The sequence below is a fragment of the Ruegeria arenilitoris genome, assembly GCF_013035315.1.
Classification (GTDB): domain Bacteria; phylum Pseudomonadota; class Alphaproteobacteria; order Rhodobacterales; family Rhodobacteraceae; genus Ruegeria; species Ruegeria arenilitoris_D.
The window spans coordinates 47,782-72,206 of sequence record NZ_WQHP01000005.1 but is presented as its reverse complement, the minus strand read 5'-3'; the positions used below and the strand labels follow the sequence as shown (position 1 = coordinate 72,206).

The following is a 24,425-nucleotide window of genomic DNA, read 5'->3' as shown; positions in this document are numbered from 1 at the left end:
GTCAGCCCATCATCTGATAGCTGACCGGGACAAAACGGAAACCATCGCCACGGGTTTCTACATACCCGGCTGCCGGGAACGGCATGTGATAGCCAATCATCGGAACCTTGTCGGCAGCCAGCATACCCAGCACATTGCGGCGCGACGCTGTTGCGGCGGCTTTGTCCATGTCAAAACGCACCTCCCACTCGGGATGGGCGAAGGACCAGACGTAATGGTTGGCCAAATCGGCGGTCAGGACCAGCCGCTGTCCGTTGCTTTCCAGATGATAGACCGTGTGGCCGGGCGTATGGCCATAGGCTGCGACAGCCGTGATGCCGGACGTAACTTCACCGCCGTCTTCAAGGAATGTCATTTTCTCGGCCAGTGGCGTCACCTTGGCGGCGACCAGATCGCCAACACGGTTGCCGGCATCCTGCGCTGACCAGAAGTCATATTCAGGCGATGCAGTGACATAACGCGCGTTCGCGAAAGTTGGCGCATCATTGGTTGTCATGCCGCCAATATGGTCGGGGTGCATGTGCGTGATGACCACAACGTCGATCTGGTCCGGTGTGACACCTGCATCCGCAAGCGCGGCCTGAATACCGCCCTGGCCGAGGCCGGTGTCAAACAGAACCAGTTCCGACCCGGTATTGACCAGCGTTGGGGTAAAGAAAAATTGCGCAACGTCGGGCGAAATGAAGTTGTCTGCCGAGACTTTGGCAAAGTCTTCGTCCGAAGCCCCGCCGCCAAAGATTTCCTGCGCACCGTCGCGTGGCAGACTGCCATCCAGCAGAGTGGTGACGGTGAAATCACCCAGCGAAAAGGATTTGGCGATGGTCGAATTTGCCTTGGTCTCAGCCCCGGCCGCCAGAAGCGGTGTTGAGGCGGCGGCAAAGGGCAAAGCCGCTGCGCTTCCAAGTGCTGCGCGGCGTGTCATTTTGATGGTCATTTTGGTTCTCCCTGTCAGAACACCATTTGTTAAGTCTAGGTCTGCGCGAGTCTGTTGCCAGTTTATACACTTGTAAGATGGGCTGCGTGGATGAACATTACGTGTTAATTTTTGTTTAGGTCGCGATCTGCGGTCCGGGTAGCTGGAAAAATGCGCTCGATCCGGCCCTTTCCGTCCAAAACGCCTTTGCTGGACAATTGCGCCATCCTGTGACAAGAGCCGCGCCAACAGGAGACACCTATGACCACCACCCGTTTTGCCCCGTCGCCCACCGGTTACATCCATGTGGGCAACCTGCGTACCGCCCTGATGAACTATCTGATCGCCCGCAAAGCTGGCGGTACGTTCATCCTGCGTATCGACGACACCGACCCCGAGCGGTCGAAGGAAGAATACGTAGATGCCATCAAGCAGGACATGGAATGGCTGGGACTGCAATGGGATCGGATTGAGCGTCAGTCGGATCGTCTTGATCGCTATGCCGAGGCCGCCGATAAGCTGCGCGATATGGGTCGGTTCTATGAGGCGTTCGAGACGCCGACCGAGCTGGACCTGAAGCGCAAGAAACAACTGAACATGGGCAAGCCGCCGGTCTACGATCGTGCTGCACTGAACCTGAGTGATGCCGAGAAGGAAGCGCTGCGCGCCGAACGTGGCAACGGCGTCTGGCGTTTCAAGCTGGATCATGAGCGGATCGAGTGGAATGACGGCATTCTGGGCGACATCTCGATTGATGCATCCTCGGTGTCTGACCCGGTGCTGATCCGCGGTGATGGTCAGGTTCTGTATACGATTGCGTCCGTTGTCGATGACACCGAGATGGGTGTGACGGACGTGGTACGTGGCTCGGATCACGTCACGAACACTGCGACCCAGATTCAGATCATCGAGGCGCTGGGCGGCACTTGTCCGCGCTTTGCCCACCATTCGTTGCTGACCGGCCCGCAGGGCGAGGCGCTGTCGAAACGTCTGGGTACGCTCGCCCTGCGTGATCTGCGCGAGCAAGGCGTCCAACCGATGGCTCTGCTGAGCCTGATGGCGCGTTTGGGCTCGTCTGATCCGGTCGAACTGCGCTCGGATATGGCCGAGTTGATTGACGGGTTCGATATTGGCCGGTTCGGTGCTGCACCGACGAAGTTCGACGTGCAGGATCTGTTCCCTCTGACCGCAAAGCACCTGCAGTCGCTGCCGTTGACCGATGTAGCTGAGGCTGTGGCAGAAGCAGGCGTGCCCGCTGATCTGGCCGAGCCGTTTTGGGCAATGGCACGCGAGAACATCACCACTCTGGCCGACCTCAAAGGTTGGTGGGCGCTGTGCCGCGATGGGGCCGAGCCGCTTATTGCGGATGAGGATCGCGACTTTATTGCCGAAGCCATCGCTCTTCTGCCCGAAGGCCCCTTTGACGGGGATACATGGGGCAAATGGACCAGCGCGGTCAAGGAAGCCACGGGCCGTAAAGGCAAGGGTCTGTTCATGCCGTTGCGCAAGGCGCTGACCGGGATGGAGCGTGGGCCCGAGATGGCCGCCCTGCTGCCGCTGTTGCAGGTAATCCGCGCTAAGGCCTGATCGTTTCAGGACATGCATTCGGAGAGGCGGGATCTAGCGGCCCCGCCTTTTTCTATGCGGTCTGCACGATCCGCGCCGCGATCCGGTTGAGCCGGTCATCTACGAATTCCGTCTCGGTGGGTTTCAATTGTTGGTGACGCGGATAGCGAGGCTCGGCCCGGTCGTTCAGGATCGGTGCATCCCAACCGTCGGTGGTCTCAAAGAAACGATCCGCGCCCTTTTCTCCAAACGCGCGCAAATACCCCTGAACCACAACGTCAATGTAACTGAGCAGCAAAGGGTGATGATTGCTCGGCGCATTGTGCTTGTCGTGCGGCACGGCGTAGACGGCGATCTCGACCTCATGTTTCAGTGGATGCGAAATAGACTGGGTCGCAGGCACCCGGTCATAGGCCCATTCCCGTTCGTCCAGCGCGGCCCAGTCGTTTTTGGGAACGTGTGCGATCATGCCCTCAATCTCGGAACCAGCATCAGGAACCGCTGTCAGAAAGGCGACCGGGCGCAGGTCGGTGTGCCTCCAGGCGCGTCGCCATCCCTTCAGGCGGGCCGGTCGCGGGTCGGGAAAATCATGCGTCGACAGGTTCACAAGGCTGCCGTAGCCAAAGAAATAGGGGTCTGCCATCAGCCTCAGCGTCCTTTCGTGACGATTGATGTATGTCAAACCGGTTTTTTGCCGAACATGCAATAAGGTCGCATCTGGAATTTTGGGAGGTCACGATGCGGATAACCAAACGGACGAACATAGCGGTGCGCCTGCTGATGTATTGTGCGGCTCATCAGGACAGGCTGGTCACCAAGTCAGAGATCGCAGAAGTGTGCAATATCTCGGAAAATCACTTGGCGCAGGTGATCAATCAACTGAGCCAGCTGGACTATCTCAGCACCCAGCGCGGACGCAACGGCGGGATGATGCTGGCGCGGCCTGCCGGTCAAATTCGCATCGGGTCGGTGTTCCGCGATGTCGAAGGAAACCTGCCGCTGGCCGAGTGTTTTGCGGATGCCGATAACACGTGCCCGTTGACCGACGCCTGCCGGTTACGTCTTGCGCTGCAGGACGCGGCCGAGGTGTTTTATGCCTCGCTGGACGATATCACCTTGGATGCTCTTGTCTGTAACAACGATCAGTTGCTGCAGATCCTGCAACCTGTGGCCTGCGCGCGCGTCGGTTAATCGCTGGCGCGCAGGGTGCGGGCCGGACGAACGGCCAAGGGGCGCAAGGCGAAGATCAACCCGGCGCCAAGCGTCACGATGATGCCGGCCACAACGATGCCAATGGCTGACGGCCAGATGACCGAGAAACTGGTGTCGAAGATGTATGTGGCCACGGCCCAGCCGCCCAAGATGCCGGTCAACAGGGCCACGCCACCAGCGGCCGCACCCAACAGGATGGCGCGCAAGGCAAAGCTGAACAGGATGCGCCGCCGGTCAGCCCCGAGCGTTTTGAGAACCGCAGCCTCATAGCGGCGGGCTGGTTCTCCGGCTGCTGCAGCACCGATCAGAACCAGAAAACCTGTTAGTAGGGAAATCCCCGCGCCATAAGAGGTGGCGGCGGCGATGCCCGCCAACAGGCCCGAGACACGGTCTATCGCGTCGCGAACCCGGATCCCGGTAATGTTGGGGAACTGCTCCGCCAGATCGCGCAGGATCGCGGTTTCAGCTTCTTCTTCGGCATAGACCGTCGCGATAAAGCTGTGTGGCGCACCAGCAAGGGCCGACGGGTTCATGGACATGATGAAGCCCATCCCCGCATTCGAAAAGTCGACCTCGCGTGTCGATGTAAGCTCTGCGGTGATGTCCCGGCCCAAAATGTTCACTGTCAACTGGTCGCCCAGTTTGAGGCCCATTTCTTCGGCTTCTTCGGCGGCGAAACTTACTTGCGGCGTACCGGAATAGTCTTCGGCCCACCACTCGCCCGAGGTGATCCGGGCATTTTCGGGCGGTAACACAGAATAGGTCACACCCCGGTCGCCATCCAGAACCCAGTGGTCGCCTGCCACCTCGCGCGCGGGTTGGCCGTTGATCTGCGTGATGATCCCGCGCAGCATTGGCGCGCTTTCGATCCGGCTGACCGCAGGGTCCGAGGTCAGCCGCTCGGAAAATCCCGGCATCTGGTCCTTTTGAATGTCGACAAAGAAGTACGACGGCGCGACATCCGGTAGGTTCCCGGAAATGGCGTTGCGCAAGGTGCCGTCGATTTGTCCGACGGCAGCCAAGACTGAAAGCCCCAGCCCCAGAGATAACACCACAGATGCAGCGCCCTCGCGCGGGTCGGAAATGGCGGATAAGGCCCAGCGTAAGGCCGGGCGCCCACGCGCCGATGGGGCACTGACGCGGGCCAGCTTTCGCACAGCGAACGCGGCGAGCGAAAGAAGGAGGAGCGCGCCCACCAACCCTCCGGCAGTCCAGAGTGTCAGCCGGGCCGAGCCGCTGAACCAGGCCGCCGACGCGATCAGCAAAGCCAGTCCAAGGCCGGTGGCTGCCAGGTAAACGCCTCGGGGAAGTGCTTGGGCCGAGGTCAGCGCGTCGCGAAACAAGGTCGCTGCGCGCACGTCTTCGGTGCGTGCAAGGGGCCAAAGCGTAAACAGGAATGCTGTCAGCAAGCCATATAGGGCGGCTTCGGCCAGCGGAGCGGTATAAAGCGAGAATACGGCAGGGACCGGTAGGCTGGCCTCAATCACCGGGGCCAAAAGCAACGGGAGTAGCCCACCTAGAGCCAGGCCCAGCAGGATACCGACTGCGGACAAGACGCCGATCTGGATCATGTAGGTTTGAAATATCGTCGCTCTGTCTGCACCCAGCGTGCGCAGTGTTGCAATGGTCTCGGTCTTTTGGGACAGATAGGCGCGTACCGCTGCCGAAACGCCGATGCCACCGACCGCAAGGCCAGACAAACCCACCAGCACCAGAAACGCGCTGAGCCGCCCGACAAATTCGGCAATACCGGGTGCGCCATTACGCGCATCGGTCCAACGCATGCCGGTGCCCTCGAAATTCTCGCGGGCTTCCATAGACAGGCCTGCCAAATTGGTGCCTTGGGGCAGGGTCAGGCGGTACTTGGTTGAAAACAAGGTGCCGGGGGCCAACAGTCCCGAGGCTTGCAAATCCTCGGTCCGAACAAGTGTGCGGGGGCCCAGACCAAAGCCATCAGCGGCCCCGTCGGGTTCATGGATCAGTGCAGCTTTCAGAACGAAGTCCTGCGTTCCTAGGGCAAACTGGTCCCCGACGGATAACTCCAACCTGTCAATCAGTGCCGGGTCCATAACCGCGCCGGGTAGACCTTGCTGCGCGCCAAGGGCCGTCGACAGGGGCATCTGAGGGTCCAGAACCGGTGTGCCCAGCAGCGGATAAGCGTCATCGACCGACTTGACCTGCGTCAGCGCGCGCTGCGTTTGGTCGCCCTGACCGGCCACGGCCATTGATCTGAAATCAACCACCTCCGAGACGTTCGTCCCGGTTTGGTCCATCCAGCTACGCTCTTCATCAGTTGCAAAGCGATAGGTGAATTCCAACTGGGCGTCCCCGCCCAGCAGCGCCGCGCCCTCTTCGGTCAGGCCGGCCTGTATCGCGTGGCGGACCGAGCCGACAGCCGCGATCGCCGCGACCCCAAGCGCCAGACAGGCGAGAAAAACGCGAAACCCGCGCAGACCGCCCCGAAGTTCCCGGCGTGCCAGCCGCCCGGCCAGCCGAAGGCTCATTCCGCCGCCTCTTGCTGACTGTCTTCCGAGATCCGCCCGTCGCGCAAACGAACAACCCTGTCGCATCTGCGCGCCAGGCTATGGCTGTGGGTCACCAGCACCAGAGTTGCCCCGTGTCGGTCCCGCAGGCCAAACAGCAAGTCCACGATGGCCGCGCCGTTCGTTTCATCAAGGTTTCCGGTGGGTTCATCCGCAAGCAATATCTGCGGACGCGGAGCCGCGGCCCTTGCAAGTGCCACACGCTGTTGTTCACCGCCTGATAATTGCGCCGGGTAGTGGTCACGCCGATGGGACAGCCCGACCGCGTCCAATTCTGCCTCGGCCCGTTGAAACGCATCTTTCTGACCTGCCAACTCCAAAGGTGTCGCTACGTTTTCCAGCGCGGTCATGGTCGGGATCAGGTGGAAGTTCTGAAACACAACGCCCATGGCATTGCGTCGAAAACGGGCCAAGGCGTCCTCGTCCATATCGGTCAGGTTCTGGCCGAGCGCTGTTATCGTTCCGCCGGTCGCTTGTTCCAGGCCGCCCATCAGCATCAAGAGCGAAGATTTGCCCGACCCGGACGGCCCAACCAGCCCCAGCGTTTCACCTTTTTGGACGGTCAAGTTAACCTCGTGCAGGATATCGACCCGTCCGGCATTGCCATCCAGCGACAAAGCGGCATTTTTAAGCGAAAGAACAGGTGTCGTCATAGGTCTTTCCAGAAAGGGGGCGGACAATTGGGATATGGAGCGGTTCAAAAAATGCGCAAGGCCTTGATGTCGGTGCTGTTTGTGTTCTGCGGCTTTGCCGCCACAGCCGAGCCGGTGGTGATCGCGGCATTGGGGGACTCGCTCACACAAGGGTATGGTTTGCCGGAACAGGATGGATTTGTGCCTCAGCTGGATCAATGGCTAAAGAGTCAGGGCGCGGACGTTCGGTTGATCAACGCGGGCGTGTCCGGTGATACCACCGCTGGTGGCGCGGCGCGCGTGGATTGGACCCTGACGCCGGAGGTTGATGGTATGATCGTGGCGCTGGGTGGCAATGATTTGCTACGCGGCATCGACCCGGCTGTGTCGCGCGCGAACCTTGAAACAATTGTTCAATCCGCAAGAGGCTCGAATGTCGACGTTCTGCTGATTGGCATGCAGGCACCGGGCAACTACGGGGTCGACTACAAGCAGGCTTTTGATGCGATGTACCCGGATCTGGCGGGTGAGTATCAGTTGCTTTTTGCGGAAAGTTTCTTTGAGGGGCTTCAACCAAATGGCGATCCGAACGCAGTTCGGCAGTACATGCAGCCTGACGGGATTCACCCCAACAAAGAGGGTGTGGCCCGGATTGTCGAAGCGCTTGGGCCGTCCGTGCTGGAACTGGTCAATCTGTCAGCTGGGCAGGACTGAACCATGCCGGGGCGTTTTTTTCTGACACGTTCGATGTCCGAAATTGCTCAGGCCCTAAATGTTTCGGACGAGATCGCCGCGCAGCCTCCTCGCAAAAACATCCAACCGGGGCAGGAGGTGATTGTGCTGACCTCGGATGGCCTTAGACCGATGCGTTGGGGAATGATCCCGGTAGGCCGGGTCAACGCCCGTGGCAGGCCCGTAATGGAGACCATCGTCAACGCTCGCTCCGAAACCGTCTTTGACAAGACAGCCTTCGAAGGCGTGGGCAGAGCTGTGGTCCCGGTGGACGGGTGGTATGAGTGGACCGGCGAAAAACGCCGCAAAACCGCTTGGCGCATAGCTTCAGCCGATGGAAAGCCGCTGTTCTTCGCAGCCATAACCGACACGTGGCAAGCGCCCGGAGGCTTGCGCGTGGACCAGTTTGCTGCGGTGACGTGTCCGCCCAATAATGATCTTGAGCCGATACATCATCGTATGGGCGTGCTGCTGAACCCTGGTGACGTTTGGACATGGCTTAATGGCACAGAAGACGAGGCCAAGGCGCTGACCCGACCGTGGCCGGACGGGCTATTGCAGATCGAAGAGGCGACAGATGTCGACTGGTCCGGGCCGTAAGCGTCTTAGACGACTGTGACGACGGTACCGATCGGGACACGTTCGTACAGGTCGATCACGTGCGAATTCAACATCCGGATGCACCCGTTCGAAGCCGCCCGACCGATGGTCTGCGGCTGCGTGGTGCCGTGAATGCGGAAATACGTATCTACACCGTTCTGGAACAGGTAAAGCGCGCGTGCCCCCAGCGGATTGTCTCCGCCGCCGGGCTGGACATAGTCATTGTCCTTGAACTTGGCGTAAGTGGTCGGCTCGCGCTCGATCATCTCGTCTGTGGGGCGCCAGGTTGGCCATTCTTTCTTGACGTCGATGGTGGCAGTGCCGGTGAATTCCAGCCCCGCCTTACCAACGCCGCAGCCATAGCGGATCGCTTTGCGCGGTTCGGTGATGAAATACAGATAGTACGACCGTGGCGCGACAAGCAACTGGCCGGGCAGGAACTGTTTCTTGACCCGAACGAACTGAGGTGTGGGGTCGTATTCAACGGCCTTTTTCTTGGCCGACGCAAGACCGGGCGTCAGGCCCGCGGCTGCGGAAGCTGCAAGGAATGTGCGACGTGTGAACATATCGGCTCTCTTCAGGACAACAGAAAAATCATAAACCAGTGTCGGAATGATAGCCGATCTGGTCAATCATTGGTGAAGAGTAAACGAAATGTGATGTCATCGCAGAGCCACACTTGTGTTGCGACACTGCCCTGCGAGAAATTAAGAGGGCAGAGGTTTCCTCTGCCCTTTCATGGCTTTAGGCCAGCGCGATGTCGTCGGCGCTTTCGCGGCCATCACGACCCGAGCGCAGCTCGTACGTGACTTTCTGGTTGTCGGCCAGGCCGGTCAGGCCCGAACGCTCGACTGCCGAGATGTGTACAAAGATGTCTTTGCCGCCATCTTCGGGTGCGATAAAGCCGTAGCCTTTGGTGGTGTTGAACCATTTTACGGTGCCTGCGGGCATATCCGTTTTCTCCTGTTTGGTGCTGCCCACGTTGCTGCGGCAGCCTGGCGTCGTCGGTCTGGATCGAGTGACTGAGCGCCGATGACGGAGACAGTAGGTCGAAATAGAAAAACGTTTGCCCCTTGGATATGGCATCCTGAAAGGCGCAGGACAAGGGAGGATCACGCCAAGGGGTGCGAGCGGTGCTTAATCGTTTATGGGTAGCTCGTCCACGGTTCTGCGGTAGATGGAAGAAGCAACAAAGCACATGGGCAGTTGGTCGATTACTGAGTCGATTGGACCATAGACCCTGTCCGCAGCCGCCCTGAGGTGGTTCGGGATGTTTTTAGGTGCACGGTCGCGACGCTCGGGTGGGTTGAATTTCCAACCGGCAAACCGCGAAATGGTCTCTTTATGCTCCCAAAGCGCATCATAGTGCACGCACAGAACCGGGACACTTTCAAAGGTGGCCTATTCCTTTACCTGCCGCGCCTGTTGCAGGACATCCCGTTCGAACAACTCATCATAGGTGCCGGTCGCATTCAGATTGTAGAAGTGCTGCTCAACCCATGCGTCGCCGTATTTTTCCTTGGCGGAATATACTGAGAATGCCGATTCCTTGGAAGATCCGAAGCAAAAGACGACAGGGGTATTTTCGGGCCAGGAAGACAGCGCATCCGGGAAATCATGTGTCTTGAAAACGCACGGAGATTGGAAGGTGGCTTCCTTCAGCCGCTCAACGAATGCCGACCGTTTTCCGGCAAGAGGGTCAACTTCCTCCATTGATTTTACAAAGGCTGCATAGGTCAGCGTGCTTCCGGACCGCCCATTGCTTGCGACTATGATGCAGATCTCTTGCCCGCTATATGGCCGAACGCGTGCCCGGAGTGGCGCCAGCAACTTGCGGACGCTGCGCCGCCACTTTTTGGCACGTGTTCGCCAAACGTCATTCACCGCGTAAACTTCTTGTGCTTCAACCGCTTGGGCTCCAGTGCGTCCGGTCCCAGGCGGCGCTTCTTGTCTTCTTCGTAGTCTTCGAAATTGCCCTCGAACCATTCGACATGCGCATCACCTTCAAAGGCCAGGATGTGCGTACAGATCCGGTCGAGGAAGAAGCGGTCGTGCGAGATAACCACGGCGCAGCCTGCGAAATCGACCAGCGCGTCTTCCAGCGCACGCAGGGTTTCGACGTCCAGGTCGTTGGTCGGTTCGTCCAGCAGCAGGACGTTACCGCCCTCTTTCAGCAGGCGGGCCATGTGGACGCGGTTGCGCTCACCCCCTGACAGCAGCGAGACCTTCTTCTGCTGGTCGCCGCCCTTGAAGTTGAAGGACGAGCAATAGGCGCGGGAATTGACCTGCGCGTCACCCAGTTGGATGATTTCGGCGCCGCCGGTGATCGCCTCCCACACGGTATCGCCATCTTTCAGGTCGTCACGGGACTGGTCAACGTAGGACAGCTCGACCGTGTTGCCCAGCGTGATGGTGCCGCTGTCGGGCTGTTCCTGACCGGTGAGCATCTTGAACAGGGTCGATTTACCGGCACCGTTGGGGCCGATGACGCCGACGATGCCGCCGGGGGGCAGGGCAAAGTTCAGCCCTTCGATCAGTTGCTTGTCGCCCATGTGTTTCGACAGCCCCTCAACCTCGATCACCTTACCGCCAAGGCGTTGGCCGTTGGGGATGACGATCTGGGCGCGGGTCAGTTTTTCGCGCTCGGACTGTTCGGCCAGCTCATTATAGGCGTTGATCCGGGCCTTGGATTTGGCCTGGCGGGCCTTCTGACCCTGACGCATCCATTCCAGCTCGCGCTGCAGAGTCTTCTGCTTGGACTTATCCTCGCGGGCTTCCTGCTCCAGCCGTTTGGCCTTTTGTTCCAGCCATGCGGAATAGTTGCCTTCGTAGGGAATACCGCGGCCACGGTCGAGCTCCAGAATCCAGCCGGTGATGTCATCCAGGAAATAGCGGTCGTGGGTGACGATCAGGATGGTACCCTTGTAGTCGATCAGGTGCTGTTGCAGCCAGGCGATGGTCTCGGCGTCCAGGTGGTTGGTCGGTTCGTCGAGCAGCAGCATGTCGGGCGCTTCGAGCAGTAGCTTGCAGAGCGCTACGCGGCGCTTCTCACCGCCCGAGAGGTTGGCGATATTGGCGTCGTCCGGCGGGCAGCGCAGCGCCTCCATCGACACATCAATCTGGCTGTCGAGGTCCCAGAGGTTTTCGGCGTCGATCGCGTCCTGCAGGGTGGTCATTTCCTCCATCAACTCGTCCGAATAGTTCTCGGCGATCTCCATGGCGATCTCGTTGAAGCGGTCGACTTTGGCCTTTTTCGCGGCCACGCCCAGCATGACATTTTCGCGGACGGTGAGGGATTCATCCAGCTGCGGTTCCTGCGGCAGATAGCCGACTTTGGCGCCCTCGGCCGCCCATGCCTCACCGGTGAAGTCAGTGTCGAGGCCCGCCATGATCTTCATCAGTGTCGATTTACCCGCGCCGTTGACGCCGACGACACCGATTTTCACACCGGGCAGAAAGCTCAGGTGGATGTTTTCAAAGCACTTCTTGCCACCGGGATAGGTCTTGGAGACACCCTGCATGTGGTAGACATATTGATAGGCGGCCATGTCGCGTCCTCTGGGTCGGGGAAATTGGGTTAAACCGCTGGATATCCGAGCCGGGCGAGCGGGGCAAGCTGGTGGTTTTGGGAATTTAGTATGGATTCGGGTTCAGCTAAGTTTAGTCCGCTAGGGGGGAGGGGTGTTTTGTCGGAACTAGCCAAATTGATAGCGGGTTGGGCCCAGCCAGGGCGGGTGGATTGGATTGGGATGCGGCCCTCGCGACGGGACGTAATGGAAACTGTTGACGTGGCCGGAATTTCAGCGGACGGGCTGGACGGCGATAGAAGTCGAGCAGGCAAGCGGGCGGTGACTTTGATTCAGCGGGAGCACCTTAAAGCAATCGGCTCTTATCTGGGTCAGGGACCAGTTTCCCCGGAAACCCTGCGGCGCAATCTGGTGGTTTCCGGGATAAATCTCACGGCGCTCAAGGGGCGTAAGGTGCAGGTAGGCGAGGCGATTTTGCGCTTTACCGTGATATGCGCGCCGTGCAGCCGGATGGAGGAGGCGCTGGGCAAAGGTGGATACTCTGCCGTTCGCGGGCATGGCGGGTGGTGCGCCGAAGTGGTGCGGCCCGGGCGGGTTGCGCTGGGTGATCTGGTGCAACCTGTTGATTGACAACGCCTCGCAGTTCTGAACATCAGCATGGCATGGATCGGTACAGCATTCCATACGCACGCCCCGGGCAGGTCGTGGGGCTGTTCGGTGGGTCATTTGATCCGCCGCACCAGGGGCATGTGCATGTAACGCTTGAGGCGATGAAAGCGTTTGGGCTGGATCGGGTTTGGTGGCTGGTGTCCCCCGGCAATCCCTTGAAAGCACGCGGGCCCGCACCTTTGGCGCAACGGGTCGAGGCGGCGCGAGCAGTCATCGATCATCCCCGGGTCGAGATCACGGACATCGAAGCGCTGACCAAAACGCGGGCCACTGCGGATACGCTTATGGCGTTGTGGCGGCTTTATCCCGGGGTGCGGTTCGTCTGGCTGATGGGCGCGGACAATCTGGCGCAATTCCACAAATGGAAGAACTGGCGGCTGATCATGGACAGCGTGCCTGTGGGGGTGATTGCGCGTCCCGGTGATCGGATTTCGGCGCGCATGTCACCTGCGGCGCGGCTCTATGCCAAATACCGGATCGATGGCCAGGCGCGACATCTGCTGGGACGGGCCGATGCGCCCGCGTGGTGTTTCGTGAACGTGCCGATGGTCGATGTCAGCTCGAGCCAGATCCGGGCGCGCGGCGAATGGGATGGCAGGGTGTTGCCGGAATAGCCCCAATGCGCGCATAATCTACATCAATGGTTGTGCGTATTTGTTCCGTGAGATTTTATCTGACCCATGGCTGATCGGTTTTCTCGACGTGGATTTCTAGCAGGGCTGGGCGCGGCTTTGGCCCCTGGTATGGCTTTGGCCGAGGCTCCATTGGTCTCGCTGCGCCCGCAATTGCGCGGCGACCTGCCCTCGGGGGCCGAGCGTTTGGTTCAGGCGGCCGGACTACGAGGCGAGGTTGTGTTCGCGGTAGCCGACGCCGCAACAGGTGCGGCGCTTGAGGCATACGGAGGCGATCAGGGGTTGCCTCCGGCGAGCGTCGGAAAGGCTTTGACGGCGCTTTATGCGTTGGATGTTCTGGGCGCGGATCACCGGTTCGAGACGGTTCTCATGGCAGATGGCCCGATCGAAAACGGGATTATCAAAGGAGATCTGATCCTTGTTGGCGGAGGCGACCCCTTGCTGGATACGGACGCTCTGGCGACGATGGCGGCGAACCTGCGCGAGGCCGGGATTACCGAAGTTCAGGGTGCGTTCAAGGTCTACGAAGGGGCTCTGCCTTATGTGTTCAGTATCGATCCCGGGCAGCCGGATCATCTGGGCTACAGCCCTTCAATCAGTGGGATATCGTTGAACTTCAATCGGGTGCATTTCGAGTGGAAGCGTGACGGCACCAGTTATGACGTGACAATGGATGCGCGCAGTGCACGCTACCAACCTTCGGTCGAAATGGCCTCGATGCGGGTCGAGAACCGCAAGCTGCCAATTTACACTTATGAATCCAGCGCGCGGCAGGATCGCTGGACCGTGGCCAAGGGCGCGCTTGGCAATGGCGGCGCGCGGTGGTTGCCGGTACGCAAACCCGCGCTGTACGCGGGCGATGTTTTCCAGACACTTGCGCGCGCAAATGGGATTGTGCTGGGCCGGGTACAAGTCACACGCGAAGCGCCGCAGGGCACAGTGCTGGTGGTGCACCAAAGCGATCCATTGGACAGTATTCTGCGCGGTATGCTGAAGTACTCGACCAACCTGACGGCTGAAATGGTCGGCATGGCGGCTTCCAAGGCGCGCGGCGCTCAGTTGGAGACGCTGCAGGACTCGGCTGCCGAGATGAATCGTTGGGCGGCTGAAACCTATGGCGTGACGGGGATCGCGATGGTGGATCACTCGGGGCTCGGTGATGCCTCGCGCATGGCGCCGGGTGATTTGGTGACCGCTCTGGTCGCTGCGAAACAGGCGGGTGCGTTGCGACCGCTGCTGAAGAAATTCACCCTTGCGGACAGTCAAGGGCGACCCGTCAAGAACCACCCGATCAAAGTGGATGCCAAGACCGGGACGCTGAATTTCGTATCCGGTCTGGGTGGGTTCATCACAACACCGGGTGGTGCGGATTTGGCCTTTGCCATCTTTACCGCTGATGTCGACCATCGGGCGACGATCCCGCGTGCAAATCGTGAGCGGCCTCAGGGCGCGCGCAGTTGGAACAGTCGCTCGCGCAAACTGCAACGCGCTCTAATCGAGCGTTGGGGGTCAATGGCCGGAAGCTGAGGTCAGGTGGTGTGGCGAGCCCGCGCGCCCCGTTCGATAGCCGCCGCGTGCAGACGGTCGATGTTCAACTCGTACCGGATTTCTTCCAACAGCCGCAGTTCGGTCTCGGCCAGCGATCCATCTGCCGCCGCCACATCGCAGGCAAGGGCATAGGCGGTTTCGTGCAGCCGCTCTGGCAGGTTGTCGCGGATCAGGCCGAACAGAGCATCCAACCCGTCCTCTTGTTCGAACAGGTCAAACACGATCTGCGACACGCGGCGGGTGCGGTCGATATCATATTCCGCAAACACCGGCAGCATGTTTACCGCACCTTCGATCTTGACCAGTTCGGCCGTCCGGATGGTTTCGTCAGAGGCAGAGATCGCAACCATGATCGCAACAAGGCAATCCTGAGGGGACATTGGGTGAGGTACTTGATCGGTCATGGTGTCGTCCTGATTAGGCTTTCTGCGCCCGCACGATAGGTGGGCTGGCGCGAGGGTTCAACGGATTTCGCGTCGCCGCCGTTAGAGAATGGGCAACGGTCCGCGGGTTTTGGTTTGGCGCAGCACGAAATTGCTGCGCGTGTCGCGGACCAGGCCGGATTTCAAAAGGCGCTGCATGATGAAGTGCTCAAGCTCTTCGGGGGTTTTGGCATAGACCTTTAGGATGAAGTCGTGATCTCCGGTTATTGAAGCACACTCGACGATCTGTGGTTCAGTCTCGATCAGGCGCAGGAATGCGTTGATGCTGTCCTCCTGATGTTCACGCAGGGCCACATGGACGTAGGCGATTGCGTTCAACCCAACGGATTTTGCGCGGACCTGTGCGGCATAGCCCGCGATGATGTCGCCGGCCTCAAGATCGCGCACGCGCCGCCAGCATTGGGAGGCGGAAAGCCCGGTGCGATCAGCAAGGTCCTGCATGGATAGGCGACCATCTGCTTGCAGCTCTTGCAGAATGGCGATGTCGGCAGGTTGGAGGGTTTGTTTCATAAATTATGACTCAGTGAGATGTATTTGCCAAAATACCGGGGAAGATATGTTATTCCAAACCAAATTTTCCGACCAGTGGCGTTAAACTTTTCCCGAGGAGGAAACGTGATGCCCAAGTCGACCAAATATGTCGCCAAAATCGCCGACGCGCGCGGCCATATTGCCTACACCCCGGAAGAGGACGCTGTTTGGGCGGATCTCTACGCTGCACAAGAGGAAAACGTTCAACGCTACATGGCTCAGGATTACCTGGACGGATTGGCCCGTCTGGATTTGCCAAAAACGTCTGTGCCTTCTTGTGCTGCCATATCAGAGCGGCTTTTGGATCTGACCGGTTGGCGGGTGCAGCCGGTGCCCGCCCTTATTGGTTTCAAGACCTTCTTTGGAATGCTGGCCGACCGGGTTTTTCCTGCCGCATCTTTCATCCGGTCGCGTGAGGATTTCGACTACATTGAAGAGCCCGATATCTTTCACGAGATTTTCGGCCATACACCCTTGCTAAGTGATCCGCGCTTCGCTGCCTTCAGCCATGCCATCGGGAAGGCTGGCGTTCAGGCGAGTGACAAGGATTATTCTTGGTTGATCCGACTGTATTGGTTCTCGATCGAGTTTGGTCTGCGCCGTCAGAATGGTCAGATCAAGGCACTTGGGTCAGGGCTTGCTTCGTCGCCGACCGAGTTGGTCTACGCCGTCGAGAGCGATCTTCCTGACCGCGATCCCTTCGACATCATGACGATCCTGCGCACGCCCTACCGGATCGACATGCATCAGATGGGCTATTTCGTGCTAGAGTCGCCCGAGGAACTGTTTGCAGCCGCCGAACGTGACCTGCTGGCCGATGTGCGGCACGCTCAATCTCTTGGATTGTTGCCAAACAAGTTCCCTGAAAAAGCAACCGCAGCGGAGTGAACGGATCATGACACTAACCGGAGAAACTTGCAGCCTGTCGGACAAAACCTGCGTGCCCTGTTCTGGTGGCGTACCTGCGCTGACACGTGATGAGGCCAACACTCACTTGGCCGAGCTATCATCGGAATGGCAGCTGGATACGGATGCAAAGTTGCTAAGCCGTCATTTCAAATTCAAAGGGTTCGCCAAGGCGACTTATCTGGCCAATCTCTGCGCGTGGCTTGCCGATCAGCAGGGGCATCACCCGGATGTCTGTTTCGGTTGGGGCTACGTGGACGTCAAACTGACCACCCATGAGATTGGCGGGCTCAGCGAGAATGACTTTATCTGGGCGGCCAAGCTGGATCAGTTGACCGCTTAGAACGGCCTTTCCATCAGGAAAAACAGCCCTCTTTATTGACTCATGCTGCACCGGCACAATAGGAGGGGCCGGTCGGTTGCATGGGGCGACTGGCAATGTTTTTCCCGATGGAGCAAATCTGATGTCTGAACTGCGCGAAACCGCGATGTCGTCCAAGGCCTGGCCTTTTGAAGAGGCGCGCCGGTTGCTCAAACGCTATCAGAAAGCCGCCCCGGAAAAGGGATACGTCCTGTTTCAAACCGGCTATGGTCCGTCGGGCCTGCCGCATATCGGCACGTTTGGCGAGGTCGCCCGGACCTCGATGGTACGGCATGCGTTTGAGCAGATTAGCGACATCCCGACCAAGCTGATCTGCTTCTCGGACGATATGGATGGCTTCCGCAAGGTGCCGACCAACGTGCCAATGCAGGAAGAGTTGAAGGAAGACCTGCATCTGCCGCTGACCAAGGTGCGCGATCCGTTCGGCACGCACGCGGGGTTTGCGCAGCACAATAACGCGATGCTGTGTGACTTTTTGGACAGTTTCGGGTTCGAATACGAATTCGCCTCGGCCACCGATTACTATACCAGCGGCAAGTTTGACGAGACGTTGCTGATTGCGCTGGAGCGGTTTGACAAGATTCAGGAGATCATGCTGCCGACCCTTGGGCCCGAGCGGCGCGAGACCTATTCGTGCTTCCTGCCGATCAGTCCAAAGACCGGCCACGTGCTGCAGGTACCGACGCTGGAACGCAACGTGGCCAAAGGTACGATCGTCTATCAGGAGCCCGATGGCGAAAAGGTCGAGATCCCGGTCACCGGCGGCAACGTCAAAATGCAGTGGAAGCCGGACTGGGCCATGCGCTGGGCGGCGCTGGGCGTCGATTACGAGATGTCGGGCAAGGACCTGATCGACTCGGTCACGCAGTCTTCGAAAATCTGTCGGGCGCTGGGCAAACAGCCGCCCGAGGCGCTGAGCTATGAGCTGTTCAATGATGAGCAGGGCCAGAAAATCTCGAAGTCGAAAGGCAACGGGTTGTCGATGGAGGAGTGGCTGACCTATGCCGCACCGGAAAGCCTGTCATACTTCATGTATCAGAAGCCCAAAACTGCCAAGCGTCTGTACTTTGATGTAATCCCGAAGGCTGTGGATGAGTACCACCAGCAATTGCGTGCCTATCCGGGGCAGGATCTGAAGGCTCAGCTGAACAACCCTGTCTGGCACATCCACGGTGGTGATGTACCGGAATCCACCCTGATGGTGCACTTCGCAATGTTGCTGAACCTCGCGTCCGTGTCGGGTGCCGAAGACAAAGAGGCGCTGTGGGGTTTTATCCGCCGGTATGCGCCCGAAGCTACGGCCGAAACGCATCCCGATCTGGATCAGGCGGCCGGCTTTGCCGTGCGGTACTTCAACGACTTCGTGAAACCCACCCGCCAGCACCGCGCACCGACCGATCAGGAACGCGAAGCGCTGGAGGCGCTGAAAGGCGCGCTTGAATCCTACGATGGACCGATCGAGGACGAGGCACTGCAATCGGTGGTCTATTCCATCGGTCGCGAGCGGTTCGATCCGATGCGTGGGTGGTTCACTGCACTCTACGAGGTGCTGCTGGGCGCGTCGCAGGGCCCGCGTTTTGGCGGGTTCATCGCGCTTTATGGCGTGCCGGAAACCATCGCGCTGATCGACAAGGCGCTGGCCGGAGAGCTGGTCTGATTTGACCTGACATTGCATGGGGCTACCCTTTCGTCAGGAGGTGGCCCTATGCGTCGTTTATTGCTTGCCCTATCACTCAGTGCCGGACTGGCCTCGGGTGCGTTTGCCCAGAGTGATGAGATCGAAGCCAACATCGCGGCGCAAATTAAGGCGTTTGAGGCGGACGATTTTGTCACCGCCTTTACCTTTGCCAGCCCCAACATCCAAAACCTGTTTCGGACGCCCGAGAATTTCGGAGCTATGGTCCGCAATGGCTATCCCATGGTCTGGCGACCCGCCGAGGTGAGGTTCTTGGAACTTCGCGAAATCGCTGGCGCCTTGTGGCAGAAGGTCATGATTACAGATGGCGACGGGCGAGTGCACATTCTGGACTATCAAATGGTGCAGCGGGAAAACGGCTGGAAGATCAACGGTGTGCAGCTTTTGGGCAATTCCGACCCAGCCGCCTAGCGCAACACCACCGTCACGGTGATATGAGCGGCGGTTAATCCCTTTTCTTTACTCAGGCCTCTGCGTTCGGGCAGCCCCGGACACTGGGTTTGTGCGCGTGGCGATCTGCGGCGCGCGATTGGGAAAGGGATTTCTATGAACAAGGCAATCACCGACGGAATCGTCTTTATGCCAGCTGCTTTTGCAAATGGTCTGAACGTCTGGTCCAGAGGCGACGGTACTCCGGGTTCGCCGATTTACGAAGGCTCTGGCGTTGGGGCATTTGTTCCTGCAGACCCGGATTTCGGCGGTTGTCTGGAAATTCTGAAGGTGCAGGCCACGCAAAAGCTGCGCTACATGGGCCAAACGCCTCTGATCCCCGGCTGCTACCTGCAGATCAAGGCTCGGGTCAAGGCGATCAGTGGACCCTTGCCGCAGGTGCGTATTGCCGCCTGGGCTGGTGGTGCGGGCGATCAGCAGGTAACGGGTGTGATCGATCAGGGCCCGGCGACCCAATTGTCAGGTTACGGCAAAGTGCACGAAATCACGGCGATTGTTGGCACTGGTAAACGATCCGGCGTCGATATGCCGTGGGGCGTCGCTGCGCTTTATGGTCATTTTGGACTGAACATCGATGGTGCGAATGGCGCGGTCATACGCGTAGACGATATCCAGATCACAGACGCGACCAGTATCTTCCTGCGCGAAATGATCAGCACAGTCGATGTGCGGGATTATGGGGCGATTGGCGATGGCGTTGTGGACGACTCCGCCGCTTTCGAAGCAGCTGATCAGGCGGCCAGCGGACGTCGGATCTATGTTCCCAAAGGCACATATCTTCTGGCGCAGAACACCTCGATGGCATCCGAGATGGATTTTGAGGGCACGATCACCATGCCCGACGACAAGATGCTGTTGCTGACCAAGAATTTCGACCTTCCAGCCTATATCTCGGCGTTTGGAGACGAAGAGCTGGCGTTCAAAAAAGCGTTCCAAGCCCTGCTGAACAACTCTGATCATGAATCGCTGGATATGGGTGGTCGGAAAATTTCGGTCACGGCACCGATTGACATGGCGGCTGCGGTTCCGAACCGGCAAGGCGGTTTTTCGACCCGGCGCGTGATCCGCAACGGGCAGTTTGATGTCAAAAGCAGCGCGGCCTGGGATACCGAGACTTTCACCTCGGTCGCGACGTACAACCCGTCTGACGCCACCAAGCTGACCAATGTCGAAAACATTGCCAACATCCCGGTTGGCGCGCTGGTCCAGGGCAACGGTGTGGGACGCGAAATCTACGTCCGGTCCAAAGATGTCGGGGCGGGTGAAATCACGCTGAACGATCCGATTTTTGATGCGTCAGGTACGCAGACTTTCACCTTTCAGTCTTTCAAATACCTTCTTGATTTCAGCGGGTTCAGTACGTTGCGCAAGTTTGGCATGGAAGAGATCGAGTTCCAGTGCAACGGTCGATGCAGCGCAATCCGGCTTGCACCTTCCGGCAGCACGTTTGCGGTGACGAATTGCTTTATCAGCCGTCCCAAGGACCGTGGTATCACCTCGCACGGAACCGGGTGTCAGGGCATGTTGATCGATAATTGCCAGTTCCTGTCGACCGAAGAATCCCTGAACGTGCCTGATCGTAAGTCCATCGCGTTGAACGCCAGTGCCAACGATATCAAGTTGCGCCACAATCGCGCGGTGCGGTTCCTTCATTTTGCTGTACTGGCGGGGACAAACAACCTCGTGCTTGGCAACCACTTCTTTCAGGGCGACCGCATCCCGCAGGGTGTCCGCAGTGCCGGACTGATCATGATCGGGACCTACAACAGTTCGACTATTTCCGAGAATTACGTCGATAACTGTTTTGTAGAGTGGACGAACGAACGCGACGCGAATCCCGTCTATACCAGCGGCTATTCGTTCAGCTCGATGACGATCTCGGACAACATTTTCTATGCAAATGAAGTCGCACCTTGGTTCAGTCAGATCGTTATTCGACCTCATGGTGCGGGGCATTACCTGAACGGAGTCGTTGTGACGGGGAACAAATTCCGTTCTAGCAGTGGCCGTATCGACCGGGCCGAACGTGTCGACACCAGCTTTGCCGATCTGAACCATTCGGCGCATCTGAACGTGATTTTCGAGGACAATACGTTCAACGGTATCAACGCAAAGGTCGAAAACCCGTTGCGGATCCGAAGCTCGCAAAACTCGGCATCATCGGTTTGGTCAATCTCTGCTGGCGGCCGTCTGCCCTTTGGCGGTAAAGCGCGGGGCTGTGATGCGGTTGCCGTCTTGGGTCCGTTGAAAAACGCAGGCGCGCAGATCGTACACGCGACACCCTATGTCGAGTTGGAGCAGGGGGCAAACCGGGACAACATTCAGTTGCGCTGGCCCTTGCCTCTAAGCGGTTCGGTTTCGACCATGATGCGTATGGATAACCGAGCGGGGCTACCCCTGCCAGTGATTCAGAACGTGTTCCAAAGCGCCAATCTGATGCCCGTGTTCTTGCGGGCATCACTGCGCTCCACACCCAGAACCCAAGTCCTCGGGCTGTCCTTTGCACGGATCATGATCGAGGGTCTTATCCTCCAATGCAAAGGGCGGTCGCTGCGGTAGGCGGTCTCGATCTGCAAAAGCGGGTTGATCAATCGTGCAGAGGACAAGCCAACCGTCAGATCCAACTTGCGATACAGGGCGTCATGCGTTCGGTACTCTAGCGCGGCGTCAATTGCGACCCAGCCACTGACCCAACCGGTCTGAAACCCTTTTCCATAGGACAGGGTGGCCTTGTACACCGCCCAGGCACGGATCTGTTGGTGATGCGCGCCAACCGCTAATTCAGCAGCAAAGCGGCCAGCGTTTCCGAAATCCGCAACGGGCAGACGCGCAAAAATCAGCGCGTGGCCGTAAATTTCGCGGTTCTGCTCGATATCCAGCCCAAGGGTCAGGTTTTCCCGCAACCCATATTCCGCGTAAAGCGAGCCCTTGAAGTCGTAGCCGTGGCTCTGGTCTGCAAAGGCGGTTACGGCTGCCGACACAAAGGCACTGCCTTTGTCGCGCAACCACGCACCAGACCAGGCGGGGGAGACCGCCAGCAGCCATACAAGGAGGAAAGAAACCCATCGCATGCGCGCAGCATCCGCGAGCATGGTTAACGGATCGTTAGGATTTTGCTGTCCTTCGCAATTCGTGGACAGGTGAAGGAAAGGCGAGACCTTTGGGCAACCTATGTTAAGCTTAGGCGAGACAAAGGAGAATCCAGATGCCGAACATTGCCAAAGACGCAAGCGTACAGACTGTCATCACAACCTTTGAAATGACGCCCGGCACCTGTCAGGACTTGTTGGAGGCGCTGACGGATGCCTATGCCGAGTTTATCTCGAAACAACCCGGTTTTGTGTCTGCAGGTCTTCATGTGAATGATGCTCAGACCCGGATCGCCAACTATTCGCAGTGGCAAAGCCGTGAAGATTTTCTGGCCATGCTGCGAACCCCAGAGATGCGGGACCGTAATCGCAAGATCAACGAGCTGTGCAAAAGCTTTGAGCCCGTCATGTATGACGTGGCCGAGACATTTGGCGGAGCGTGATCTGGATCAATGCCTAACCGTCTGACCTGGTGCAGGTTTTAGGTGTGAAAACGGAGGTGCGCGTCATGTATCACAACATTCTTGTCCCAATTTCCTTTGATGCCGAACGAGACATCTCTGGACCGTTGAAACTGGCCCAAGTGCTTTCGACGCCAGATGCGCAGGTCACCCTGCTGCACGTTGTCGAGCACATTCCGAACTATGCCATTTCCTACATGCCGCCTGAATATCTGTCCGAGGCGCGCAAGGCCCTACAGACCGAGTTGGACGCTCTGGCGGAAAAGCTGCCCAACGCCAAAGGTGTGTTGGTGGAGGGCCACTCGGGCCGAACCATTCTGGATTGGGCTGATGAGCATAAGCCTGACCTGATCATTCTGGCATCTCACCGCCCGGGGATGCAGGATTTGCTGTTGGGCTCAACAGCAAACCATGTGGTGCGCCATGCGGCCTGCGCTGTTCATGTGGTGCGTTAAGCGGGCCATATATCAGTCGGGGCAAGGCGCCATGCCTTGCCAAATCCGCCATTTAGTACGGCATCGGACACAGAAAACCGGACAAAGCCGAAATCGGTAAAATCCGCGTAGAGCTTTGCCTTCGGACGCAAGCTCAGATAGCGCGTGCGCAGTGCATCGTGCTCTCTGGTCCCGCGCGCAACGAACCGGGCGGTGGCGTGCAATGTCAGTCGCGGATGCGTCAGCGGATCGCCGGTTTCACCGGGTTCCCCGACCAAAAGGGCACAGTCCGGATTGGCCTGCAATGCTCGTGTGTGATCGGAAAGAGTTGAGATCAACGTGATCGGCAGGCCGTCATCGTCCGTCGCCAGAGCCACGCGTGAAACGGACGGCAACGAGCTATCCGGGCGCAACACGGCGAGCGCACCATAGCTTGCCTCCTCGATCAGATTTCGGGCCATTTGTCTGGCTGTTTCGTCAACGGGACGATAGGGGTCGGTCTTTGTCATCTGCGTATTTGCCGTCACAACTGATTTCCGGCCTGACCCTATATGCCTATTGGCCAAGGTACGACGGGGGCGGGTCTCGGTTTTGCCATAAATTCGATCTAAGGCTTCATGCATGGAACATAATGAGCCCAATCAGGACAATCCGCAAAAAACCTCAAGAACCTCAGCACGTCATCGCCGTGCGGACGCACTACGCAGGCGGGCGCTGTCGCCCGTGCGCATTGTTCTGATGGTTCTCATGCTGCCAGCGACCACTGCGGCGATTACGGTCGCTGTGTACCTGCGGACCTCTGAATTCGAAAGCCACGAGGCGCTGCTCCACCTTATCGCGATGGTGAGTTGCGACACGGCTGGTTCATTGATACCGGGCCCGTACCGAAAGGGCGAGCCGGGCTATCACGCGCGCAACGATGCGGATGGGGATGGGGTTGCCTGCGGCACAATAGCCCCGATCACCGCGACGCCCCAATCAGCCGAGGCTCTGCAATCGCCCCTACGACCCGAGGCTCCACAATCGCGGCAGCTTGGTACGGCCAAATTCGTGCGGCCCTGAACAGGCTGATCGGGGAATCTGACAGAGTGTGGTAGACTGCGCCCGTCACGCCGGTCCGGCGGTCATCGGGGATTTCGCCCAGCGAGGGAGGAGAAGTCATGTTCGCACGTATTACACAGTTCAAAATGAAGCCCGGCATGCGCGATGCGGCCGAGGCCAGGATGAATGAGCTGAAAGACCAGATCATGGGCATGGAAGGCATGCACAGCTTTACCAACGTCATGAACGAAGATGGCAGTGGCTTTGTTGTTGCGGTGGTCCAAAGCGAAGAACTTTCCAACGCCAACGCCCCCAAAGTGACAGAGCTTTGGGGCCAGTTCGCTGAATTCCTCGAAGGCCCGCCCGCGCCGGCAGGGTTCGACGTGGTGGTGCACTGGGACAAAGGATAAAGCGCCGC

27 protein-coding genes are annotated in these 24,425 nt (G+C 58.7%); 16 read left to right on the top strand and 11 right to left on the bottom strand.

All coding sequences use genetic code 11. The features are described 5' to 3' along the window. Position 1: 1 nt before the first annotated feature. Complete coding sequence (locus tag GOV53_RS12160; protein WP_170467007.1) at positions 2-934, bottom strand: MBL fold metallo-hydrolase; 933 nt, start codon at positions 932-934, stop codon at positions 2-4. Positions 935-1,174: 240 nt separating this feature from the next. Between GOV53_RS12160 and gltX the strand changes: the two genes are divergently transcribed. Beyond that, complete coding sequence (gene gltX, locus GOV53_RS12155; RefSeq protein WP_170467005.1) at positions 1,175-2,500, top strand: glutamate--tRNA ligase; 1,326 nt, start codon at positions 1,175-1,177, stop codon at positions 2,498-2,500. Between the two features lie 52 nt (positions 2,501-2,552). Here the strand turns inward: gltX and GOV53_RS12150 are convergent, their stop codons facing one another. Continuing rightward, a complete protein-coding gene (locus GOV53_RS12150; protein ID WP_170467003.1) occupies positions 2,553-3,122 on the bottom strand; it encodes a gamma-glutamylcyclotransferase family protein in 570 nt (189 codons plus the stop codon). A 95-nt stretch (positions 3,123-3,217) separates the two neighbouring features. Between GOV53_RS12150 and GOV53_RS12145 the strand changes: the two genes are divergently transcribed. After that, positions 3,218-3,670 (top strand): RrF2 family transcriptional regulator, encoded by a 453-nt coding sequence (locus GOV53_RS12145; protein ID WP_170427093.1) that lies wholly within the window; start codon positions 3,218-3,220, stop codon positions 3,668-3,670. Here the strand turns inward: GOV53_RS12145 and GOV53_RS12140 are convergent. Together GOV53_RS12140 and GOV53_RS12135 are read right to left on the bottom strand one after the other, a co-directional pair. Beyond that, positions 3,667-6,195 (bottom strand): ABC transporter permease, encoded by a 2,529-nt coding sequence (locus tag GOV53_RS12140; protein WP_170467001.1) that lies wholly within the window; start codon positions 6,193-6,195, stop codon positions 3,667-3,669. The two genes, GOV53_RS12145 and GOV53_RS12140, sit on opposite strands and share 4 nt — an antisense overlap. Beyond that, entirely contained in the window at positions 6,192-6,887 is a 696-nt protein-coding gene (locus GOV53_RS12135) for an ABC transporter ATP-binding protein (RefSeq protein ID WP_170427095.1), read from the bottom strand. Before GOV53_RS12135 ends, GOV53_RS12140 begins: the two co-directional genes overlap by 4 nt. Before the next feature lie 51 nt (positions 6,888-6,938). On the opposite strand from GOV53_RS12135, the gene GOV53_RS12130 reads away from it, so the two are divergent. Both GOV53_RS12130 and GOV53_RS12125 read left to right on the top strand, forming a co-directional pair. Next, entirely contained in the window at positions 6,939-7,580 is a 642-nt protein-coding gene (locus tag GOV53_RS12130) for an arylesterase (RefSeq protein ID WP_170466999.1), read from the top strand. A gap of 3 nt (positions 7,581-7,583) precedes the next feature. After that, the gene (locus GOV53_RS12125) at positions 7,584-8,198 is read left to right on the top strand and encodes an SOS response-associated peptidase (RefSeq protein WP_170466997.1); all 615 of its coding nucleotides are present in this window, start codon (positions 7,584-7,586) and stop codon (positions 8,196-8,198) included. A 5-nt stretch (positions 8,199-8,203) separates the two neighbouring features. On the opposite strand, the gene GOV53_RS12120 is transcribed toward GOV53_RS12125, so the two are convergent. The 4 genes from GOV53_RS12120 to ettA form a co-directional block, all read right to left on the bottom strand. Then, positions 8,204-8,764: a L,D-transpeptidase family protein gene (locus GOV53_RS12120; RefSeq protein ID WP_170427098.1), complete on the bottom strand. Its 561-nt coding sequence runs from the start codon at positions 8,762-8,764 to the stop codon at positions 8,204-8,206. A gap of 178 nt (positions 8,765-8,942) precedes the next feature. Further along, positions 8,943-9,149, bottom strand: a complete 207-nt coding sequence (locus GOV53_RS12115) for a cold-shock protein (protein ID WP_039523244.1) — start codon at positions 9,147-9,149, stop codon at positions 8,943-8,945. A gap of 450 nt (positions 9,150-9,599) precedes the next feature. Then, positions 9,600-9,911 (bottom strand): hypothetical protein, encoded by a 312-nt coding sequence (locus GOV53_RS12110; RefSeq protein WP_170466995.1) that lies wholly within the window; start codon positions 9,909-9,911, stop codon positions 9,600-9,602. A 167-nt stretch (positions 9,912-10,078) separates the two neighbouring features. Further along, positions 10,079-11,746 (bottom strand): energy-dependent translational throttle protein EttA, encoded by a 1,668-nt coding sequence (ettA, locus tag GOV53_RS12105; RefSeq protein WP_170466993.1) that lies wholly within the window; start codon positions 11,744-11,746, stop codon positions 10,079-10,081. A gap of 225 nt (positions 11,747-11,971) precedes the next feature. Between ettA and GOV53_RS12100 the strand changes: the two genes are divergently transcribed. From GOV53_RS12100 to dacB, 3 genes are all read left to right on the top strand, one after another. Continuing rightward, positions 11,972-12,355, top strand: a complete 384-nt coding sequence (locus GOV53_RS12100; RefSeq protein ID WP_254439278.1) for an MOSC domain-containing protein — start codon at positions 11,972-11,974, stop codon at positions 12,353-12,355. A gap of 32 nt (positions 12,356-12,387) precedes the next feature. Beyond that, on the top strand, positions 12,388-13,008 hold the full coding sequence (locus tag GOV53_RS12095; RefSeq protein ID WP_170466990.1) for a nicotinate-nucleotide adenylyltransferase: 621 nt from the start codon (positions 12,388-12,390) through the stop codon (positions 13,006-13,008). Positions 13,009-13,074: 66 nt separating this feature from the next. After that, complete coding sequence (gene dacB / locus GOV53_RS12090; RefSeq protein WP_170466988.1) at positions 13,075-14,553, top strand: D-alanyl-D-alanine carboxypeptidase/D-alanyl-D-alanine endopeptidase; 1,479 nt, start codon at positions 13,075-13,077, stop codon at positions 14,551-14,553. 2 nt (positions 14,554-14,555) lie between these two features. Here dacB and GOV53_RS12085 read toward each other — a convergent pair whose 3' ends face one another. Continuing rightward, positions 14,556-14,978: a tellurite resistance TerB family protein gene (locus tag GOV53_RS12085; protein WP_170427104.1), complete on the bottom strand. Its 423-nt coding sequence runs from the start codon at positions 14,976-14,978 to the stop codon at positions 14,556-14,558. Between the two features lie 81 nt (positions 14,979-15,059). Next, positions 15,060-15,527, bottom strand: a complete 468-nt coding sequence (locus GOV53_RS12080; protein WP_170466986.1) for an Lrp/AsnC family transcriptional regulator — start codon at positions 15,525-15,527, stop codon at positions 15,060-15,062. Between the two features lie 108 nt (positions 15,528-15,635). On the opposite strand from GOV53_RS12080, the gene phhA reads away from it, so the two are divergent. From phhA to GOV53_RS12040, 7 genes are all read left to right on the top strand, one after another. After that, the gene (gene phhA / locus GOV53_RS12075) at positions 15,636-16,436 is read left to right on the top strand and encodes a phenylalanine 4-monooxygenase (RefSeq protein ID WP_170466984.1); all 801 of its coding nucleotides are present in this window, start codon (positions 15,636-15,638) and stop codon (positions 16,434-16,436) included. A gap of 7 nt (positions 16,437-16,443) precedes the next feature. Next, positions 16,444-16,797, top strand: coding sequence for a 4a-hydroxytetrahydrobiopterin dehydratase (locus GOV53_RS12070; RefSeq protein WP_170466982.1), 354 nt, complete (start codon positions 16,444-16,446; stop codon positions 16,795-16,797). A gap of 121 nt (positions 16,798-16,918) precedes the next feature. Then, positions 16,919-18,493 carry a lysine--tRNA ligase gene (locus tag GOV53_RS12065; protein WP_170466980.1) on the top strand — a complete coding sequence of 525 codons (1,575 nt, stop codon included), beginning with the start codon at positions 16,919-16,921 and terminating at the stop codon, positions 18,491-18,493. A gap of 48 nt (positions 18,494-18,541) precedes the next feature. After that, the gene (locus tag GOV53_RS12060) at positions 18,542-18,943 is read left to right on the top strand and encodes a DUF4864 domain-containing protein (RefSeq protein ID WP_170427109.1); all 402 of its coding nucleotides are present in this window, start codon (positions 18,542-18,544) and stop codon (positions 18,941-18,943) included. A gap of 135 nt (positions 18,944-19,078) precedes the next feature. Then, complete coding sequence (locus GOV53_RS12055) at positions 19,079-21,541, top strand: glycoside hydrolase family 55 protein (RefSeq protein WP_254439277.1); 2,463 nt, start codon at positions 19,079-19,081, stop codon at positions 21,539-21,541. A gap of 646 nt (positions 21,542-22,187) precedes the next feature. After that, positions 22,188-22,514, top strand: a complete 327-nt coding sequence (locus tag GOV53_RS12045) for an antibiotic biosynthesis monooxygenase family protein (protein ID WP_170466976.1) — start codon at positions 22,188-22,190, stop codon at positions 22,512-22,514. Positions 22,515-22,579: 65 nt separating this feature from the next. Beyond that, on the top strand, positions 22,580-22,987 hold the full coding sequence (locus GOV53_RS12040; protein WP_170427113.1) for a universal stress protein: 408 nt from the start codon (positions 22,580-22,582) through the stop codon (positions 22,985-22,987). Here GOV53_RS12040 and GOV53_RS12035 read toward each other — a convergent pair. Then, the gene (locus tag GOV53_RS12035; RefSeq protein ID WP_170466974.1) at positions 22,984-23,475 is read right to left on the bottom strand and encodes a HugZ family protein; all 492 of its coding nucleotides are present in this window, start codon (positions 23,473-23,475) and stop codon (positions 22,984-22,986) included. The genes GOV53_RS12040 and GOV53_RS12035 overlap by 4 nt on opposite strands. A 112-nt stretch (positions 23,476-23,587) precedes the next feature. Here GOV53_RS12035 and GOV53_RS12030 point away from each other — a divergent pair, with 112 nt between their 5' ends. Together GOV53_RS12030 and GOV53_RS12025 are read left to right on the top strand one after the other, a co-directional pair. Further along, positions 23,588-24,028 (top strand): excalibur calcium-binding domain-containing protein, encoded by a 441-nt coding sequence (locus GOV53_RS12030; protein ID WP_170466972.1) that lies wholly within the window; start codon positions 23,588-23,590, stop codon positions 24,026-24,028. Between the two features lie 98 nt (positions 24,029-24,126). Next, positions 24,127-24,417: an antibiotic biosynthesis monooxygenase family protein gene (locus GOV53_RS12025; protein WP_170427115.1), complete on the top strand. Its 291-nt coding sequence runs from the start codon at positions 24,127-24,129 to the stop codon at positions 24,415-24,417. Positions 24,418-24,425 lie beyond the last annotated feature (8 nt).